Annotated in this window: 19 protein-coding genes; 1 reads left to right on the top strand and 18 read right to left on the bottom strand. The window is 63.2% G+C overall.

Annotated features, from left to right (window positions below):
- Positions 1-111 precede the first annotated feature (111 nt).
- From Q0D31_RS00910 to Q0D31_RS00935, 6 genes are all read right to left on the bottom strand, one after another.
- Positions 112-633: a copper chaperone PCu(A)C gene (locus Q0D31_RS00910; protein ID WP_291842353.1), complete on the bottom strand. Its 522-nt coding sequence runs from the start codon at positions 631-633 to the stop codon at positions 112-114.
- Positions 634-726: 93 nt separating this feature from the next.
- On the bottom strand, positions 727-1,233 hold the full coding sequence (locus tag Q0D31_RS00915) for a TlpA disulfide reductase family protein (protein ID WP_291842355.1): 507 nt from the start codon (positions 1,231-1,233) through the stop codon (positions 727-729).
- Positions 1,230-2,438 (bottom strand): sialidase family protein, encoded by a 1,209-nt coding sequence (locus Q0D31_RS00920; protein WP_291842358.1) that lies wholly within the window; start codon positions 2,436-2,438, stop codon positions 1,230-1,232. Before Q0D31_RS00920 ends, Q0D31_RS00915 begins: the two co-directional genes overlap by 4 nt.
- 32 nt (positions 2,439-2,470) lie before the next feature.
- Positions 2,471-4,864, bottom strand: a complete 2,394-nt coding sequence (locus Q0D31_RS00925) for a TonB-dependent receptor (protein ID WP_291842360.1) — start codon at positions 4,862-4,864, stop codon at positions 2,471-2,473.
- A 97-nt stretch (positions 4,865-4,961) separates the two neighbouring features.
- Positions 4,962-5,336 (bottom strand): DUF2946 domain-containing protein, encoded by a 375-nt coding sequence (locus Q0D31_RS00930; protein ID WP_291842362.1) that lies wholly within the window; start codon positions 5,334-5,336, stop codon positions 4,962-4,964.
- 22 nt (positions 5,337-5,358) lie between these two features.
- The gene (locus tag Q0D31_RS00935) at positions 5,359-5,679 is read right to left on the bottom strand and encodes a hypothetical protein (RefSeq protein ID WP_291842365.1); all 321 of its coding nucleotides are present in this window, start codon (positions 5,677-5,679) and stop codon (positions 5,359-5,361) included.
- Between the two features lie 142 nt (positions 5,680-5,821).
- Here Q0D31_RS00935 and Q0D31_RS00940 point away from each other — a divergent pair, with 142 nt between their 5' ends.
- Positions 5,822-6,226, top strand: coding sequence for a globin (locus Q0D31_RS00940; protein ID WP_291842367.1), 405 nt, complete (start codon positions 5,822-5,824; stop codon positions 6,224-6,226).
- Positions 6,227-6,248: 22 nt separating this feature from the next.
- Here Q0D31_RS00940 and Q0D31_RS00945 read toward each other — a convergent pair whose 3' ends face one another.
- From Q0D31_RS00945 to nuoH, 12 genes are all read right to left on the bottom strand, one after another.
- Positions 6,249-6,524, bottom strand: a complete 276-nt coding sequence (locus tag Q0D31_RS00945; RefSeq protein WP_291842369.1) for a DUF1467 family protein — start codon at positions 6,522-6,524, stop codon at positions 6,249-6,251.
- A gap of 6 nt (positions 6,525-6,530) precedes the next feature.
- Positions 6,531-6,935 carry a methylmalonyl-CoA epimerase gene (gene mce / locus Q0D31_RS00950; protein WP_291842371.1) on the bottom strand — a complete coding sequence of 135 codons (405 nt, stop codon included), beginning with the start codon at positions 6,933-6,935 and terminating at the stop codon, positions 6,531-6,533.
- A gap of 40 nt (positions 6,936-6,975) precedes the next feature.
- On the bottom strand, positions 6,976-8,646 hold the full coding sequence (locus tag Q0D31_RS00955; RefSeq protein ID WP_291842373.1) for a ribonuclease J: 1,671 nt from the start codon (positions 8,644-8,646) through the stop codon (positions 6,976-6,978).
- Positions 8,646-9,458 (bottom strand): biotin--[acetyl-CoA-carboxylase] ligase, encoded by an 813-nt coding sequence (locus Q0D31_RS00960; RefSeq protein WP_291842376.1) that lies wholly within the window; start codon positions 9,456-9,458, stop codon positions 8,646-8,648. Before Q0D31_RS00960 ends, Q0D31_RS00955 begins: the two co-directional genes overlap by 1 nt.
- 64 nt (positions 9,459-9,522) lie before the next feature.
- Positions 9,523-10,962: an NADH-quinone oxidoreductase subunit NuoN gene (nuoN, locus tag Q0D31_RS00965; RefSeq protein ID WP_291842378.1), complete on the bottom strand. Its 1,440-nt coding sequence runs from the start codon at positions 10,960-10,962 to the stop codon at positions 9,523-9,525.
- 65 nt (positions 10,963-11,027) lie between these two features.
- Positions 11,028-12,539 (bottom strand): NADH-quinone oxidoreductase subunit M, encoded by a 1,512-nt coding sequence (locus Q0D31_RS00970; protein ID WP_291842380.1) that lies wholly within the window; start codon positions 12,537-12,539, stop codon positions 11,028-11,030.
- Positions 12,539-14,605 carry an NADH-quinone oxidoreductase subunit L gene (gene nuoL / locus Q0D31_RS00975; protein ID WP_291842383.1) on the bottom strand — a complete coding sequence of 689 codons (2,067 nt, stop codon included), beginning with the start codon at positions 14,603-14,605 and terminating at the stop codon, positions 12,539-12,541. The genes Q0D31_RS00970 and nuoL overlap by 1 nt, the downstream gene beginning before the upstream one ends.
- A gap of 7 nt (positions 14,606-14,612) precedes the next feature.
- Positions 14,613-14,921, bottom strand: a complete 309-nt coding sequence (gene nuoK, locus Q0D31_RS00980) for an NADH-quinone oxidoreductase subunit NuoK (protein WP_291842385.1) — start codon at positions 14,919-14,921, stop codon at positions 14,613-14,615.
- Entirely contained in the window at positions 14,918-15,556 is a 639-nt protein-coding gene (locus Q0D31_RS00985) for an NADH-quinone oxidoreductase subunit J (RefSeq protein ID WP_291842388.1), read from the bottom strand. Before Q0D31_RS00985 ends, nuoK begins: the two co-directional genes overlap by 4 nt.
- A gap of 137 nt (positions 15,557-15,693) precedes the next feature.
- On the bottom strand, positions 15,694-16,188 hold the full coding sequence (gene nuoI / locus Q0D31_RS00990) for an NADH-quinone oxidoreductase subunit NuoI (RefSeq protein ID WP_291842389.1): 495 nt from the start codon (positions 16,186-16,188) through the stop codon (positions 15,694-15,696).
- 37 nt (positions 16,189-16,225) lie between these two features.
- Positions 16,226-16,444: a hypothetical protein gene (locus Q0D31_RS00995; protein WP_291842391.1), complete on the bottom strand. Its 219-nt coding sequence runs from the start codon at positions 16,442-16,444 to the stop codon at positions 16,226-16,228.
- Positions 16,445-16,456: 12 nt separating this feature from the next.
- A complete protein-coding gene (gene nuoH / locus Q0D31_RS01000; protein ID WP_291842393.1) occupies positions 16,457-17,527 on the bottom strand; it encodes an NADH-quinone oxidoreductase subunit NuoH in 1,071 nt (356 codons plus the stop codon).
- Between the last annotated feature and the right edge of the window lie 2 nt (positions 17,528-17,529).

The following is a 17,529-nucleotide window of genomic DNA, read 5'->3' on the forward strand; positions in this document are numbered from 1 at the left end:
GCGAAAACACAAGGCCGGGCGCGGCGAAAAAACCGCTGGAATCGCGGATTCACGGCGATCCACCGCAGCGGCATTGGCGTCAGCTTGACGCCCGGCGCATTGCGCCGGCCTCTACTTCTTCATGCCGGAATGATCGTGCTTCATGTCCATGTGACCGCCCGGCTGAGCCGCGGGAGCCTGCGCGCCCACGCCCTGCACGTCGAGCGACAACGACACCTTGCCGGCTTTCTCGAATTCCAGCGTAACCGGCGTCTTGTCGCCCTGCTTGAGTGGTTTTTTGAGGTCCATCAGCATCAGGTGATAACCGCCCGGCGCCAGCTTCACGGTCTTGCCGGGCTCGATCGCCAGTCCCTTGTCCAGTGATCGCATCGTCATCACGCCATTGTTCATCGCCATCTCGTGGATCTCGACCTTGCCGGCGCTGTCGCCCGAACCGCCGACCAGCCGATCCGGCGACTTTCCCTTGTTTTCGATGGTCAGATATCCGCCGGCAACCTTGGCGCCGGCCGGCGTGGCGCGGCTCCAGGCCTGGGTGATGACGAGGTCACCTGCCCTGACCTCCTGGGCGTGTACGGAGGCATTGATCAGCGAAAACAGCGCGACAGTGGCGACGAACTGCAGAACAGATTTCATGGTCTTCTTCCATCGAGTATCCGGCTGATCCGGTGATCCCGCTGCTTAACGCGAGATCGCAATGTCGGTGTGTACATTAACGTGACTGTGTTGTCATTTCGGCGCGGCTCGTTGCCTGGTCGACCATTGCTCGAGAACCGGTATCTCGGCCGAACCTTCGATGGTCGTGATGGTTCCGTCCCGCTCGATCAACAGCGTTCGCGGAATGTCACCCTGCCAGGTCGGGTCGATCTCGAACCGGAGGCGTTCGACGAAGCCGTCGCTGAATATCCAGTTCTCCGCCGGGCGCAACCCCGCCTTTTCCAGCATCGCCCGCGTCGCGCCCGGCAGATCGGGGACGAGATCGGCGCTGATCGTCACCACCTCGATCCCGGCGTGTTCCTTCATGAACTTTCCGAGCAGCGGCAGTTCGACCTTGCACGGGCCGCACGTGGCGCCCCAGAAATGAACCAGCGTCGGACGCCCGGCATGCGCGCGCAGCACTTCCTGCCAACTTCCGCGCCCGAATGGCTTGAGCTTGAAGTCCGACGTCGTGTCTGCGCCCGGCGCCGCCACCAGGGAGCCAAGCAGGAATATCGCGGCAAGCAGTCGGCGTTTCATGGTTCGTCTCCAACAGGCACGAGGCGATATCCGTCGGCCTTGGTCATCCATGAGAGATACGCCTTGTGCCCGTCGCTAACCAATAGCGGGTGATCGGACGTATCCTTGGTCGTGGCGACCGCGACCGGCTTGGTCCAGCTCCTGCCCTCGTCATGCGATATCGTGACGTTGACCGCCGTCCTCTCGCCGTCGAACTCCTTCCAGACCATGACCGTGCCGCGCGGACCGGCAAGCACGTATGGCCGGGCGGGGTTGCGATCGGGGCGACCGAGCGCAAGCGGCTCGGAGAACGTGCGGCCCTCGTCCTGCGAGCGCGCATAGAACAGCCCCTTGCGCGCCTTGCCGTTGCTGTACCAGGTCACGTGGTAGGTGCCGGCGGCCGAGATCGAGAGACTGGGACCATGGTGCGGGCAGGCTGCAATCCGCCAGTCGTCGTTGCTGACCCGGCGAACTTCGCCCGCGGTCGCCGGATCGGCAAACGACACGACCGCGTGATCCCGCACCCCGCCTTCGAAGATGTTCCTGAACACGACCACGGGGCGGCCGGGACCGGCAAAGGCGAGGCCAAGCCGGCAGCACTCGCAGGTGTTGTCGCTCGCCAGCCGCGCCTCGGCATAGGTCGCGCCGCCGTCCTTCGACGACGCGAAGAACAACCCTGCTCCCTCGTACTTCCTGCCGCTCTGCTGCGCGCGAATGCGGTTGCGCTTGTCGAGCCAGGCGGCGAACACCGAGCCGTCCGCGTCGACGCCGATCGTCTCGAAGCGCTGGCTCTCGCTGCTTGACGTAATCGGCCGCGGCTCGGCAAAGCTTTTGCCGCCATCGGCCGACCGCGTCGCGAACACCTGGCCGTTGAACGCCTTGTCCTTGAAGATCGCGAATGCGACGGCGATGCCGCCATTGCGGTCGATAGCGATCTTGGGGCGCGCATCCGGACCCGTATCGAGGTTGAGCGGCAGTTTCGTCACCGCAACCGGCGCTGAAAGCGTTTGGCCGCCGTCCTTCGAACTGGCCACCGATACCTGCCCGCCCGCCAGCCAGGCCAGCCATAGGGTGCCGTCAGGCGCGAACGCCGGCGTGACTTTGGAGGCGCAACGCAGCACCGCTTCCCCGCACGCCGATCCCGAGACGTGCTGGTGGTTCGTTTGCGCGAGCGCCGCCGTCTGCCAGAGCGCAAGAGCAATCGTCGCAAGCAAGGTCCGGATCATGGTTGAGCCTCCCATGTGGAATCGATGATGGATCATTTGAACGCCACCTTCATGCCGGCCACGAAAGCCCGCGGCGAACCGGCGTAGATCGAGCCCGTGGTCGCCGGGCTTTGGACGCCAGCTGCAGATACGTTGTTTCCGATGTTGTTCGCTGAGGCGATGTAGGTGCGGTCGAAAACGTTCTTGACTTCAAGATACAGGCTCCACGACCTGAAATAGTCGGACACGAGGTCGGCCTTGTAGTTGACGTTGAGATTGACCAGTTCGTAACCGGGCGCCTTCTGCAAATTGGCGTTGTCCATGTAGAATGAATCCTTCCAATGGACTTCGACAAACGCGCCAAGACCTGCAAGCGGCCCCCACATCTGATCGTATCCGAGCCGCGCCGTCAGTTCGTTCGGCGATATTCCGGGAATCTTGTTGCCGGCGCGGTTGAAGCTGAAGAGGGTCCCGCCCACTCCCTGGCTCCTGATGTCCTCGCTGTACTCAGTGTAGAATTGATCGAGATAGGTATACGCCGTCGCGAAACGCCAGCCGGGATAGAATTTCCATTCAGCGGCGAGTTCCACCCCGCGATGCTCGGATCGGGGCGCGTTGAACACGTAGCTGATGCCGGGCGCGGGAGTCGCCTGGGTCACCAATTCGTTGCGGAAGAACTCGTAGAAGCCAGTCGCACTGAACTTGAGCGCGCTGTTCGGCGTCCAGTCGAAGCCGAAATCATAGCCTAGATTCTTCTGCGTCTGAAGCTGAGTGTTATTGCCGTTTTGACCGCTGGCAAGGACAAAGAGGTTTCCAACTTGCGGTGTTCCATAGCCGGTGGCGACACGCCCACGAAGTTGCCATTCGCTGTTCGGCTTGTAGAGCAACGCTAACTCCGGCGCGGTGTTTTGGAATTGCCGGTCGGCGGTCGTCGGAATGATGACCGGCGTCGGGACCGGTGAGTTTCCATAGTTGTAGGCCGTATTGATTCCTTTCAGATGCGTCGTTTCCCATCCGATCCCGGCAACGGCGGTCAGTTGCGGCGCCAGCTGAAGTTCTTCGCGAGCACGTACGCCGTAGTTGGTGGTGTTGCTCCAGGTATTGCTGGAAAGCCGGCCCAGCGTCGCGTTTCCGCCCGGCATGACGAATCTCGAGTCGTTCGACGCGGTGAGCGTATTGTAGAACGCGCCGAAGAAGGTGGTGGAATCCAGGCCAAAGATCTCACCGCGCTTGGTGATGTCACTCGTGTAGTTGTACGACGGAAAATCGCCGATAGCGCTGGTGGCACCGGTCGGCTGGTTAATGCTGCGGTCGTCGAACACGAACTGGTTGCGCCAGGTCGTGGTGTTGTCGAAATCGTGCTCCCATCGCCCACCGACGATGGTCCGGCGGTCGTGACGACCAAGGCCCGCCTGCACCGCCGTTTCCACGTCGGTCCCCGCCGCTGTGTTGAAGCCGTTCTTGTTTAGCGTAACCGTTGCACATCCGGGTGCTAAGTTTCCTCCCGCCGTGCAGCCTCGCTGGAACGGATTTAGGTAGAACTGGTCGAGCCTGTACCGGAGCGGCAGTTTCGTATCGAGATTGTTGTTGATGAACTTAAAGGTGAATCGGTCGTCGGGCGTCGCCTGCAATGTACCTAGAAAATTCACCGTCTGGGTGTTGAACCAGCTGTTGCCGATGAAACCGTCGCCGCGCGCGTCGCTGGCGAACAGCGAGCCCTCGAAATTTACGACCTTCTTGCCCGCGGCCAGGTAGTTGTTGAGATAGCCGAAGCTGCCACCATCGACGCCGTATTCGACGCCGTCGATGCTGCCGCCCGGACGGGTGCGGAAATTGAGCGCGCCGCCGGTGGCGTAGTTGCCATAGAGCGCCGATGACGGTCCCCTTATGACGTCGATCGCGCCATAGGCGCGCGGATCGATCAGATCGCTGCGGGAAAGCCCGTCCGGTTGCGTAACCGGAAAGCCGTCATCGAAGATCACGATATTGCGGATGGCAAAGCCGTTGCGGGCGTTGGAGCCGCGGATCGAGATGCCGATATCGCGCGGCCCATTGCCTTGCTTGACCGAGATGCCCGGGCTCTCGCGGAGCACGTCGCTGACCGAAAACGCCGGCCGGTTGTCGTACTGGCCGCGCTCGACGGTGGTCGCGGTTTGGCCGGCGGGCGCCTGGTAAAGGCTCGCGCGCGCGGCGCTCGGCGTGACGCGCGCCGTCTGCGACATGGCAGGCGCCGTACGCATCGCCGATGGCCTTGCCTGCGTCCTGGCGACCGAGCGAACGGCCGGCTTGCGGGCCGCCGGTCTGGCGGCCGCAACGCGCGGCGCCTCGATGGTCACCGGCGGCAGCGTCTGGCCCGCAGTCTGGGCCTTGGTGTGAGACGGCGTCAGCGGAAACACACTGCAAAGCACAAACAGGCTCGTGCTACCCACGGCACGATAATGGGACATAAGAAGATGATCCTGACGCCAGCTCTTCGGCCGGCCTAGATAACGGCACTAATCGGCACGGCTGTCGCCGCACCGATCGTTCGGGTCTTCTATGGGTTCAGGAAAGGGAGGGTGGCGCGCGGGCCTGCGCGTGTGAACCGGCGCGGGAGGCGAACAGGTCTCGGCTAAACGCGATCCAGACCACGCGTCGGGCTTCGCGATCGGCCGATAGGGTGGTCACGACCTGCGGCGTATCGACCGGCGCACCGGTCTGCAGCACGCTGCAAACCGAACAGCAACCGTCGTGGGCGCGATGGCCGGTCTGGTCGGCCTGACCGGCGGGGGAATCGCCTTTGCCGTGGCAGATCACGGCGCGGGCGAGCGGATCGGAGGCCGCGATGCTGACGGCCCAGCAGGCAGCGATGGGCGCGAATATCTGCACCACCAGCGCAATGAGGACTATCGGTAGAAATTTCTTCAGCCGCCGGCGCATCGCAAACCCATCCAACCCCAAATTAATCATTCCGAGGGCTGGAAGTCGAGATCAGATTCCCCGATTGTCTTGCAGCTTCGGCCAACAAGCCTGGTAAATCGATGGCATTTGCTGCCGCGCTTCCACTGATATCAGGGGTATCGCGGGGCACAATCCACAATCGGAAGTGGTCATTTTCTTTCGCACAATGCTGGAATTTTGAACATTCGTTGCTGAAGATGATGACAAGATCAAAAAGATGGTCTACGACTTCGGGCTCAGGCTGGCCGAGAGGCTCAAGCTTGGTGGTCCAAGTCTCGGGAGGAACCCTGACGCGCACAAGCAGCGTCGCCTCGTCAATCAAGAGCAAATCCAACTTTGCGAGGAAACAAGGGTCGACACAATTTTTGAGCAGGGCTGACGCCCTGCTCTTTTTTTGAGACGCTTTTTCGGACGAGGCGGCCTGATAAACACATCAACGGATCGAGAGGTCGCGTAGACGACGCATGGCCCGACCGAATGCGATCGAACTAAGTTTTGAGATCGCCGCCGAGCGCTGCGACGACTTGACCCCCCTCGTCTATCGCCGCCTGTTCGATGCGCACCCGGAAGCGCGGACGATGTTCCGGAGCGAGGGCAGCGAACTGGTCAAGGGTTCAATGCTGGCGCTGACGATTGAAGCGATCCTGGACTTCGCGGGTGAGCGCACCGGCCATTTCCGCCTGATCGCGTGCGAGATATCCTCGCACGACGCCTACGGCACGCCGCGTGAATTGTTCATCGCGTTCTTCGGCGTGATCGCCGGGACACTGCGGGAGGTTCTGGGGTCCGAATGGTCGGCCGAAATCGATTCCGCGTGGCGGAACCTGATCACCGAAATCGAGGGCGTCGTCGCCCTAGAGAAGGTTTGAGGACTCCCGCCAGGCCTCGACGTCAGAACGGCGTTCCCATCAGCTTCGACAGCCGCTCGATGTTGAAATAGCCCTGATGATACGCCCACATTCCGATGGCAAACAGGACGCCCGAGATCAGCGTGGTCCAGAGCAGCTTGCGCCCCATCCGCGCCAGCACCGGCGCGCCGGGGTCGGTGCCGGGCACACTGTCGCCGTCCTCGTGCTGGCTACGGACACCGAAGGGCAGCGTCAGGAACAGCACCAGCCACCAGAGCACGAAGTAGATCGCAAGCGCCGTCGAAATGCTGTAGATCATCCGGGTTCAGGCCTGCTCGATTTCGACGAGCGCGCCGGAGAAATCCTTCGGATGAAAGAACAGCACTGGCTTGCCGTGGGCGCCGATCCTCGGCACGCCGTCGCCAAGCACGCGTGCGCCCTCCTTGATCAGCCGGTCGCGCGCGGCGATGATGTCGGGCACGTCGTAGCAGATGTGATGGATGCCGCCATCAGCGTTGCGTTCGACGAATTTGGCGATCGGCGAGGCCTCGCCGAGCGGCTGGATGAACTCGATCTTGGTGTTGGGCAGCGTCACGAACACGGTGATGACGCCATGCTCGGGCAGCGGCACCGCGCCGGAGATTTCAGCTCCGAACGCCCCGGCATAAATCTTCGCGGCCTTTTCCGCGTCCTTGACCGCGATCGCGACGTGATTGAGCCGGCCCAGCATGAAATTCCCTCCATCACCCTCTGGCGCGCCACCCCGCGCGTCAAACCGTCAGAACATGAACGAGGCAGATCGGCTTCTTGCCCCAGTGCTCGTTGATGACCGCACGCACCGCGCGGCGAACCGATTCCGCCGTCGCGTCGGCGTCGCGCCGCCGCACCCGCGGCAGGCCCTCGACCGTGGAAACCACCACGTCGAACACGATCTCGTCGATGACCTCGCCGGCCGCATTCTTCTCGGGGATGCCGACAAGATCAACCTCGGGGTCGTCGACCAGTTCGCCCTTGTCGGTCAGGGCGATCGCCACGAATGCACATCCCGCAAACCCCATCCGCCGCCGTTCGACCACGGCGCGGGACTTCGAGTCCTCCAGGATATTGCCGTCCTTGTAGAGCCGGCCCGACGGCAATTGCTCGATGATGCCGGGGTCGCCAGGTCCGAGCTTGACCAGATCGCCGTTGCGGCAGACCACGACCTTGGGGACGCCGGCGGCGCGCGCCAGCTTGGCGTGCTCGGCCAGATGCAGGGCTTCGCCGTGGACGGGGATCAAGAGCTGCGGGCGCACCCACGAGATCATGTCGCGCAGCTCGTCGCGGCGCGGATGGCCGGAAACATGGACCAGATCGGTTCGGTCGGTGATGACATCGATGCCCTGGGTCACCAGGCCGTTGATGATGGCGCCGACCGCCTTCTCGTTGCCGGGGATGGTGCGCGAGGAGAAGATCACGCAGTCGCCCTTGTTCAGCGTCACCTGCGGATGGTCGTCATTGGCGATCCGCGCCAGCGCCGCGCGCGGCTCGCCCTGGCTGCCGGTGCATAGCGCCAGCACCTTGTTGGGCGGAAAATGGCCGTAGAGGTCGGCGCCGCGGAAGTTCTGCACGCCGTCGAGATAGCCGGTTTCGCGGGCGACCTGCACCACCCGCTCCATGGCGCGGCCGACCACCACCACCTCGCGGTCGGCGGCCTTGGCCGCGATCGCCACCGCCTTCAGCCGGGCGACGTTGGAGGCGAATGTCGTCACGGCAACCCGGCCCTTCGCCGCCATCACCAGCTTGGTGATGGTGGCGGCGACCTCGGTCTCCGAGGGCGATCGTCCCTCGCGCACTGCATTGGTGGAATCCCCGATCAGCGCCAGCACGCCGGCGTCACCGAGTTCGCGCAACCGCCGCTCGTCGGTCGGCAGGCCGATGATCGGCGTCGGATCGATCTTCCAGTCGCCGGTATGCAGCACGGTGCCGGCGGAGGTGTGGATCGCCAGCGCATGCGATTCCGGAATCGAATGCGCGACCGGGATGAACTCGACGCCGAACGGCCCGAGTTCGATGCGGCCGCCCGAAGGCACCACCGTCACCGGGATTTTCGGCGGATTGCGCTCGGCGGCGCATTTGGCCTCGAACAGCGCGGCGCTGAACTTGGTCGCGTAGATCTTGCATTGCAGTTTCGGCCACAGATCCATGATCGCGCCGAAATGGTCCTCATGGGCATGCGTCAGCACCAGGCCGACCAGGTTCTTGCGCTCCTTTTCCAGGAAGCGGATGTCGGGCATGATCAGGTCGATACCCGGCAGATGCTCCTCGTCGCCAAAGGAGACGCCGAGATCGACCGCAAGCCAGGACCGCTGGTGGCGGTTGCCGAGCCCGTAGATCGACAGGTTCATGCCGATCTCGCCGACGCCGCCGAGCGGCGCAAAGGTCAATTCGTCAGGCCGCGCCATCAGCTTGCTCCCATGGACGCCGCCGCGCCGAAATAGACCTCGCCCGCGGCGATCGGCTTGCGCGTGCCTTCCAGCGTCCGGACGATCAGGCATCCCACGTCATCGATGGTATCGAAAGTGCCTTCGATAGTCTCGGCGCCGGTGCGGATCGCGACCGCTTCGCCAAGGCCAAACGCCCGCTCCAGCCACAGCTTGCGGATTTCGGCAAAGCCACGGGCCCCGTCCCAGATGCCGTGAAGCTCGACCCAGGCCTCCGACAGTGCGGTGAACAGCTCCGACGCATCGACCTCGACACCGAGCGCAGCCAGCGAAGTCGCCGGGGTCGGCGTATCCGTAGGCGAAGCGACGACGTTGGTGCCGATGCCGACCACCACCGCAAGCCGGTTGCCGGCCACGGCCTCCGCTTCGAGCAGGATGCCGGCGAGCTTCTTCCGCTCCGCCATGACATCGTTGGGCCATTTCAGGGCGTATTTCAGCGGGTTCGCGCCGGCCCGCCGCACATTGGCTTCGACGCTCACTTGTTGCAGCGCGCGCTCCAGCGCCAGGCCCGCGGCAAAGCCCAGCGTGGCCGCGATGCCCGGCGAGACGTCCATGACTTCGAGAACGCTGCTGGCGAGGTTGCCGCGCGGGGCGACCCAGGCGCGCTGCCGGCGGCCCCGCCCCGCGGTCTGTTCCGGCGTGACGAACCAGATCGGGCCGCGTTCGCCCTCGCGGGCGCGCGACATGGCTTCGGCGTTGGTCGAGCCGATCCGATCGAAGGCGACGAGCCGATACCCCGCCGTCAGGGCCTTGGGACCGAGCGAGAAGGTCATTTCCAGTTTTTTCTGCGCATGATCCGCTTCGAAAAGCGGGGCCGCTCTTTCGGGATCATGCGCTCTAGAACAGCGACTTCGCCGCGGCCGTGGCGACGCTGACCAGCGGCCCCGGATAGACGAAGAAGAGGATGTTGAAGATGCCGGCTACCGCCAGCACCGTCCGTAGCTCGACCCGCATCGGATCGATCTGTCCGGCGGGCTCGTCGAAATACATCACCTTGATGATGGTGAGATAGTAGAACGCGCCCACGACGCTTGCTAGCACGCCGATAACGGCGAGCGTGAACAGATCCGCCTTGATCGCGGCCACGAACACGTACCATTTGGCGAAGAAACCCGCCAGCGGCGGAATGCCGGCCAGCGAGAACAGCAGCATCGCGAAAAAGAACGCCAGCAACGGGTTGGTGCGCGACAGCCCGGCGAAATCGCCGATCTGCTCCACCGGCTGACCGTTGCGCTTCATCGTCAGGATCACCGCGAAGGAACCCAGCGTCATCGCGACATAGATCGCGATATAGACCAGCACGCCCTGCGCGCCCTCGACGGTGCCCGCCGCAAGGCCGACCAGCGCAAACCCCATATGGCCGATCGAGGAATAGGCCATCAGGCGCTTGATGTTCTTCTGCCCGATCGCGGCGAACGATCCCAGCGCCATCGAGGCGATGGCGACGAACACGACGATCTGCTGCCATTGCGGGACGATGCCCGGAAACGCCGTCAGCGTCACGCGGGTAAATACCGCCAGCGCCGCGACCTTCGGCGCCGAAGCGAAAAAGGCGGTGACCGGCGTCGGCGCGCCCTCATAGACGTCGGGCGTCCACATGTGGAACGGCACCGCCGAGACCTTGAAGCAGAGCCCGGCCAACAGGAACACCAGGCCGAAGACGATGCCGACGCTGCCGGTCTTCACCGCGGCGGCGATGCCGGCAAAATCGACTGTCCCGGTGAAACCGTAGATCAGCGAGGCGCCGTAAAGCAGCATGCCCGACGACAACGCGCCGAGCACAAAGTACTTCAGCCCGGCCTCGGTCGACTTGACGTTGTCGCGGTTGCTGGCGGCCACCACATACAGCGCAAGCGACATCAACTCGAGCCCGAGATAGAGCATGATCAGGTCGCCGGCCGAGATCAGCACCATCATGCCGAGCGTGGAGAGCAGCACCAGGATCGGGTACTCGAAAATGCGCCGCGACGGATCGGCCAGGAACTCCACCGAAAGGATCACGGTCGCCGCCGAAGCGATCAGGGCCAGGATCTTCAGGAAGCGGGCAAAATCATCGACGATGAAGCTGCCGCCGAAGGTCATCAGCTTGCCGGCGGGCAGCAGCAGTACCAGCGCGCCGGTGACGACCAGCAGCGCGAACGCCAGGGCGGTGACCAGCCGGGTGGTTCCCTCGCCGCCGCGATAGGCGCCGAGCATCAGCAGCGCCATGGCCCCAACCGCCAGCACCAGTTCCGGCAGCACCGGCAGCAACTGATAACCTGCACTCGAAAAGCTCATGTCGAACTATCCCTGGCGCGCTTTGTTCAGGCAAAACGGCATCCGCTTCACCTGCAAACGCAACGTTATTGGACCACCAGCGCGGCTGCCTTCACGGCAGTCACGGCGGCATTGTAGTTATTGACGAGTTGCTGGACCGAAGCCGCCGACATGTCGAGCACCGGATTCGGATAGATGCCGAACAGGATGGTGAGGAATACCAGCGGGAACAGCAGCAGGCTTTCACGGAACGTCAGATCCTTGATACCGGCGAGCGCCGGCTTGTACATCGCACCGAACACGACCTTTCGGTAGAGCCAGAGCGCGTAGCACGCCGACAGGATCACCCCGAGCGTGGCGATGGTCGCGGTCGGGATCGAGACCTTGAAGGTGCCGAGCAGCGTCATGAACTCGCCGACGAAGCCGCTAGTGCCGGGCAGGCCGACATTGGCCATGGTGAATACCATGAACACCAGCGCATAAAGCGGCATGCGGTTGACGAGGCCGCCATAGGCCGCAATCTCGCGCGTGTGCATGCGGTCATAGACGATGCCCACGCACAGGAACAGCGCGCCCGAGACGATGCCGTGCGACACCATCTGGAATATGCCGCCCGCCACCCCCTGGGTTGTGGCGGCAAAGATGCCCATGGTGACGAAGCCCATATGCGCCACCGATGAATAGGCGATCAGCTTCTTGATGTCTTCCTGCATCAGGGCCACCAGCGAGGTGTAGACGATGGCGATCGCCGACAGCGAGAAGATCAGCGGCGCGAAGTCGTGCGAGGCCAGCGGGAACATCGGCAGCGAGAAGCGCAGGAAGCCGTAGCCGCCCATCTTCAGCAGGATCGCCGCCAGGATCACCGATCCCGCCGTCGGCGCCTCGACATGGGCGTCCGGCAGCCAGGTATGCACCGGCCACATCGGCATCTTCACTGCGAACGAGGCAAAGAACGCCAGCCACGCCCAGGTCTGCAACGACCGCGGCACCGCCGTGCGCATCAGGGTCGGGATATCGGTGGTGCCGGCGTTCCAGTACAGCGCCATGATTGCCAGCAGCATCAGCACCGAGCCCAGCAGCGTGTACAGGAAGAACTTGAAGGATGCGTAGACCCGGCGCGGGCCGCCCCAGACGCCGATGATCAGGAACATCGGGATCAGGCCGCCCTCGAAGAACAGGTAGAACAGCACGAGATCGAGCGCCGAGAAGGTGCCGACCATCAGCGTTTCCAGCAGCAGGAACGCCATCATGTATTCACGCACGCGTACCGTGACCGACTTCCAGCTCGCGACAATGCAGAATGGCATCAAGGCGGTGGTCAGGATCACGAAAGGCAGCGAGATGCCGTCGACACCCATGTGGTAGTTGATGCCGCTGGCGAGCCAGTTCGCCTTCTCCACGAACTGGAAGTCAGGGTTGGTGGCGTCGAAACGCCAGACCAGGATCAGCGATACCGCGAAGGTGACGAGCGTGGTCCACAGCGCGATCCAGCGCGAATTGCGCCTGGCCGCCTCGTCGTCGCCGCGGTTGAGGTAGATCACCAGCGCGCCGAGCACCGGCAGGAAGGTGACGACCGAAAGAATGGGCCAGGTCGTCATCACTGGCCTCCCAGCCCGAACATGAACCAGGTGATCAGCCCCGCGACGCCGATCAGCATCGCAAAGGCATAGTGGTAGAGATAGCCGGTCTGGATCTTCACCACATTGCGGGTGACATCGAGCACCCGCGCCGACACGCCGTCCGGCCCGAAGCCGTCGATGACGTAGCCGTCGCCCTTCTTCCAGAGAAAGTCGCCGAGCCACTTCGCCGGCCGGACGAAGATGAATTCATATAGCTCGTCGAAATACCATTTGTTGAGCAGGAACCGGTAGAGCATCTCGTGCTGGTTGGCGAGTTCGACCGGAATATAGGGCCGGCGGATGTAGAACAGCCACGACACCAGGAATCCGAGCACCATCATCACCGTCGGCAGCAACGCGACCGCGCGCGGCGCATGGTGGATATCGTCGATGATGCTCGGGTGCATCTTGAGCGACTCCCGGAAGAACTCGGCCACGCCATGGCCTGCGAACAGTTCCTTGAACGGGAAACCGGCCAGGATGGAACCGGCGGCGAGGACGCCGATCGGGACCAGCATCCACAACGGCGCCTCGTGCGCGGCGTCGTGGTGCTTCTGGTCGTGCGGCTCGCCGTGGAAGGTCTTGAAGATCAGGCGCCATGAATAGAACGAGGTCAGCCCCGCCGCCACGACCGTCATCAGGAAGCCGTAGAACGCCAGCGGGTTGCGCGAGACGTAGGCGGCTTCGATGATCGCGTCCTTTGAGAAATAGCCGGCTGTCAGGGGAAAGCCGGTCAGCGCCAGCGTCCCGATCACCATGACGGCATAGGTGTAGGGGATCTTCCGCCACAGCCCGCCCATGTTGCGGATGTCCTGCTCGTGGTGCATCGCGTAGATCACCGAGCCCGACCCCAGGAACAGCAGCGCCTTGAAGAAGGCGTGAGTGAACAGGTGGAATATGCCGACCGAATAGGCCCCCGCCCCCATCGCCACGAACATGTAGCCGAGCTGCGAACAGGTCGAATAGGCGACGATGCGCTTGATGTCGTTCTGGACCAGGCCGACGGTCGCGGCAAAGAACGCGGTGGTGGCGCCGAAGAACATCACGACGGCCTGCGCGTTGGGCGCCAGTTCGAACAGCGGCGACAGCCGCGCCACCATGAACACCCCGGCCGTCACCATGGTCGCGGCGTGGATCAGCGCGGAGACCGGCGTCGGACCCTCCATCGCGTCCGGCAGCCAGGTGTGCAGCAGGAACTGGGCCGATTTGCCCATCGCGCCCATGAACAGCAGCAGGCAAATCAGCGTCAGCGCATCCGCCTGCCAGCCGAGGAAATTGATGGTCTTGCCCGACAGCGCCGGCGCGCCGGCGAAGATGGTCTCGAAATCGGTGGTGTTGAGCAGCATGAACACCGCGAAAATGCCGAGCGCGAAACCGAAATCGCCGACCCGGTTGACCACGAAGGCCTTGATCGCCGCAGCATTCGCCGACGGCTTCTTGTACCAGAACCCGATCAGCAGGTAGCTCGCGAGGCCAACGCCCTCCCAGCCGAAGAACATCTGGACCAGATTGTCCGACGTCACCAGCATCAGCATGGCGAAGGTGAACAGCGACAGGTAGGCGAAGAACCGCGGCCGATGCGGGTCCTCGTCCATGTAGCCGATGGAATACAGATGCACGAGCGCCGAGACGGTGTTGACCACCACCAGCATCACGGCGGTCAGCGTATCGACGCGCAAAGCCCACGCGACCTGCAGATCGCCGGAGTTGATCCAAGGGAACAGCGCGATCCGCACATCGTGCTGCATGAAGCCGACATCGACCAGCGCCACCCAGGACAGCGCCGCCGAGACCATCAGCAGGCCTGTCGTAATCAGCTCCGCCGCGCGCGAGCCCTGCGCCGGCGGCTCGGAGGCGTGGTGGTCGTCATGGCCCTGATCGTCGTGCGCAGGGTCGTCATGCGTCGCGTGGGCGAGAGCGCCGTGCCCGCCATCGTGATGTTCAACGGCATCGCCGCTCGGATTGCGCACATGCGCCCCGAAGATCGCAATCAGGCCGGCCAGAATGGCGCCCAGCAGCGGCAGAAAGACGATTGCCTGAACCATTGCGCCCTTAGCCCTTCATCATATTGACGTCCTCAACCGCGATCGAGCCGCGGTTGCGGAAATAGACGACCAGTATCGCCAGACCGATCGCCGCCTCGGCCGCGGCGACCGTCAGCACCAGCAGCGCGAACACCTGGCCGACGATGTCGCCCAGAAAGGTCGAGAACGCCACCAGGTTGATATTGACAGCGAGCAGGATCAGCTCGATCGACATCAGGATGACGATGATGTTCTTGCGGTTGAGGAAGATGCCGAGGATGCCAAGCGTAAACAGGATGGCGCCGACCGCGAGATAATGACCGAGCCCGATCGTCATTTCACCCACTCCGGCGCGTCCGCGTCCTGCAGCCCCTGGCCCGACGCCACCTTGCGCACGGCCATCGCCAGTTCCGGTGTCCGTGCGTTTTGCACGTTGATGTCCTGCCGCTTGACGTTTGCCTTGTGGCGCAGCGTCAGCACGATGGCGCCGATCATCGCCACCAGCAACACCATCCCCGCCAGCTGGAAGTAATGGATGTAGCGGGTGTAGAGCACGAGCCCGAGCGCCTCGGTGTTGCTGACATTGGTCGGGATCGCCGCCGTAATCTGCTTGGCCGTACCGGGATTGATCACCCAGCTGCCGCCGACCAGCAGCAACTCCGCGAGAAAGATCGCGCCGATCACGAGACCGATCGGCACATATTCCAGAAAGCCCTCGCGCAGTTCGGCGAAATCCACGTCGAGCATCATGATCACGAACAGGAACAGCACCGCGACCGCGCCGACATAGACCACGATCAGGATCATCGCCAGAAACTCGGCGCCCATCAGCAGGAACAGGCCGGCGGCGTTGACGAAGGCCAGGATCAGATAGAGCACGGAATGCACGGGATTGCGCGACACAATGACCATCACCGCGGAAGCCACGCAGACGCCGGCAAAGAGATAGAAGAACAGCGCGGGAAGGATCATCGGTTGTTCCCCGTCATTCCGGGATGGTCCGAATGACCAGACCCGGAATCTCGAGATTCCCCGATGTGCAATTGCACATCGTGGTTCACGCTTCGCGCGCCCCGGAATGACATAGAAATTTCAATCATGCCTTCACCTCACCGGTACGGCGCGTCGAGTTCGATCGACTTCGCAAGCTCGCGCTCCCAGCGGTCGCCATTGGCGAGCAGTTTCGCCTTGTCATAATAGAGTTCCTCGCGGGTCTCGGTCGCGAATTCGAAGTTCGGTCCCTCGACGATGGCATCGACCGGACAGGCTTCCTGGCACAGGCCGCAGTAGATGCATTTCACCATGTCGATGTCGTAGCGCACGGTGCGGCGGGTGCCGTCGTTGCGGCGCGGGCCGGCCTCGATGGTGATGGCCTGGGCCGGGCAGATCGCCTCGCACAGCTTGCAGGCGATGCAGCGTTCCTCGCCATTGGGATAGCGGCGCAGCGCATGCTCGCCACGGAAGCGCGGCGAGATCGGCCCTTTCTCAAAGGGATAGTTCAGCGTCGGCTTCGGCTTGAAGAAATACCGCATGGCGAGAAAGAACGCCGATACGAATTCGCTCAGCAGGAGCGCGCGGGCCGTTGCGTTGATATTGACACTCATGCGCAGGTCCTCTTTCTGCCGCAGGCCCCAGCCACCACTAAAGGAGCTGACCGACGTAGTAACCAACCGCGGTCATGAGCGGAATGTCGGCGAGCAAGATCATTTGAATGACCGCCGCTCCGCGTTCGCGCTCCTCCGCACTGCCGGTTGTTTCGACCGGCTGGCGCTTGAGCAAGAACGTCACCACGAAATAGAACAGGCTCGACGCCGCCAATCCCACGGCGGCGCCGATCAGGCCGGCGGTCGATAGCGTCATGGTGTTTCCCCCTCATTTCGGTGCGATCCCCGTCAACTGCAGCACACCCGCGACGATCACCACCATCGCCAACGAGAGCGGCAGAAACACCTTCCATCCCAACCGCATCAGCTGATCGTAGCGGTACCGCGGCACGATCGCCTTCGCCATCGCGAACAGGAAGAACATGAAGAACAGCTTCAGCGCAAACCACACCGCCCCCGGTATCCAGGTGAACGGTGGCAGCGCCACCGGCGGCAGCCATCCGCCAAGGAACAGGATCGTCGCCATCGCGCACATCGTGGTGATCGCGACATACTCGCCGAGCATGAACAGCAAATACGGCGTCGAGCCGTATTCGACCATGAAGCCCGCCACCAGCTCGGATTCCGCTTCAACGAGATCGAAGGGCGGCCGGTTGGTTTCGGCCAGCGCCGAGACGTAGAACACCACGAACATCGGAAACAGCGGCCAGACGTACCAGTTCAGGAAGGTCAGCTGCGGCAGGCCGATCAGGCTGGCGAAGCCTCTTGTATTCTGCGCCTCGACCACGGCGGAGAGATTGAGCGAGCCCGCGCACAGCAGGACCGTGATGATGACGAAGCCGATCGAAACCTCATAGGAAACCATCTGCGCGGCGGAGCGAAGTGCTGCCATGAACGGATATTTGGAGTTCGACGACCAGCCGGCCATGATGATGCCGTAGATCGACAGCGACGAAATCGCGAAGATGTAGAGGACGCCGACATTGATGTCGGCGATCACCCAGCCGAGATCCATCGGGATCACGGCCCAGGCGGCGAGCGCCAGCACGCAGGACACCAGCGGCGCCAGCAGGAACACGCCCTTGTTGGCGCCGGCCGGGATGATCGGCTCCTTCAGCACGAACTTTAAGAGGTCCGCGAACGACTGCAGCAGGCCCCACGGACCCACCACGTTGGGGCCTCGACGGATCTGCACCGCCGCCCAGATCTTGCGGTCGGCGAGCAGGATGTAGGCGATCGCAACCAGGAGCACGACGAGCAACAGGACGCTCTGCGCGATCATCACGATCAGCGGCCAGAGGAAGCCGGTCCAGAACGGGCTTGCGAGGAAATCAGCCATCA

The organism is Bradyrhizobium sp. (assembly GCF_022844465.1).
Taxonomy (GTDB): Bacteria; Pseudomonadota; Alphaproteobacteria; order Rhizobiales; family Xanthobacteraceae; genus Bradyrhizobium.

Excerpts from the sequence above, each read along its gene's own strand:
- Q0D31_RS00910 (WP_291842353.1), bottom strand. The coding sequence starts at position 633 with ATGAAATCTGTTCTGCAGTTCGTCGCCACTGTCGCGCTGTTTTCGCTG.
- Q0D31_RS00915 (WP_291842355.1), bottom strand. The coding sequence starts at position 1,233 with ATGAAACGCCGACTGCTTGCCGCGATATTCCTGCTTGGCTCCCTGGTG.
- Q0D31_RS00920 (WP_291842358.1), bottom strand. The coding sequence starts at position 2,438 with ATGATCCGGACCTTGCTTGCGACGATTGCTCTTGCGCTCTGGCAGACG.
- Q0D31_RS00925 (WP_291842360.1), bottom strand. The coding sequence starts at position 4,864 with ATGTCCCATTATCGTGCCGTGGGTAGCACGAGCCTGTTTGTGCTTTGC.
- Q0D31_RS00930 (WP_291842362.1), bottom strand. The coding sequence starts at position 5,336 with ATGCGCCGGCGGCTGAAGAAATTTCTACCGATAGTCCTCATTGCGCTG.
- Q0D31_RS00940 (WP_291842367.1), top strand. The coding sequence starts at position 5,822 with ATGGCCCGACCGAATGCGATCGAACTAAGTTTTGAGATCGCCGCCGAG.
- Q0D31_RS00945 (WP_291842369.1), bottom strand. The coding sequence starts at position 6,524 with ATGATCTACAGCATTTCGACGGCGCTTGCGATCTACTTCGTGCTCTGG.
- mce (WP_291842371.1), bottom strand. The coding sequence starts at position 6,935 with ATGCTGGGCCGGCTCAATCACGTCGCGATCGCGGTCAAGGACGCGGAA.
- Q0D31_RS00955 (WP_291842373.1), bottom strand. The coding sequence starts at position 8,646 with ATGGCGCGGCCTGACGAATTGACCTTTGCGCCGCTCGGCGGCGTCGGC.
- Q0D31_RS00960 (WP_291842376.1), bottom strand. The coding sequence starts at position 9,458 with ATGACCTTCTCGCTCGGTCCCAAGGCCCTGACGGCGGGGTATCGGCTC.
- nuoN (WP_291842378.1), bottom strand. The coding sequence starts at position 10,962 with ATGAGCTTTTCGAGTGCAGGTTATCAGTTGCTGCCGGTGCTGCCGGAA.
- Q0D31_RS00970 (WP_291842380.1), bottom strand. The coding sequence starts at position 12,539 with ATGACGACCTGGCCCATTCTTTCGGTCGTCACCTTCCTGCCGGTGCTC.
- nuoL (WP_291842383.1), bottom strand. The coding sequence starts at position 14,605 with ATGGTTCAGGCAATCGTCTTTCTGCCGCTGCTGGGCGCCATTCTGGCC.
- nuoK (WP_291842385.1), bottom strand. The coding sequence starts at position 14,921 with ATGACGATCGGGCTCGGTCATTATCTCGCGGTCGGCGCCATCCTGTTT.
- Q0D31_RS00985 (WP_291842388.1), bottom strand. The coding sequence starts at position 15,556 with ATGATCCTTCCCGCGCTGTTCTTCTATCTCTTTGCCGGCGTCTGCGTG.
- nuoI (WP_291842389.1), bottom strand. The coding sequence starts at position 16,188 with ATGAGTGTCAATATCAACGCAACGGCCCGCGCGCTCCTGCTGAGCGAA.
- Q0D31_RS00995 (WP_291842391.1), bottom strand. The coding sequence starts at position 16,444 with ATGACGCTATCGACCGCCGGCCTGATCGGCGCCGCCGTGGGATTGGCG.
- nuoH (WP_291842393.1), bottom strand. The coding sequence starts at position 17,527 with ATGGCTGATTTCCTCGCAAGCCCGTTCTGGACCGGCTTCCTCTGGCCG.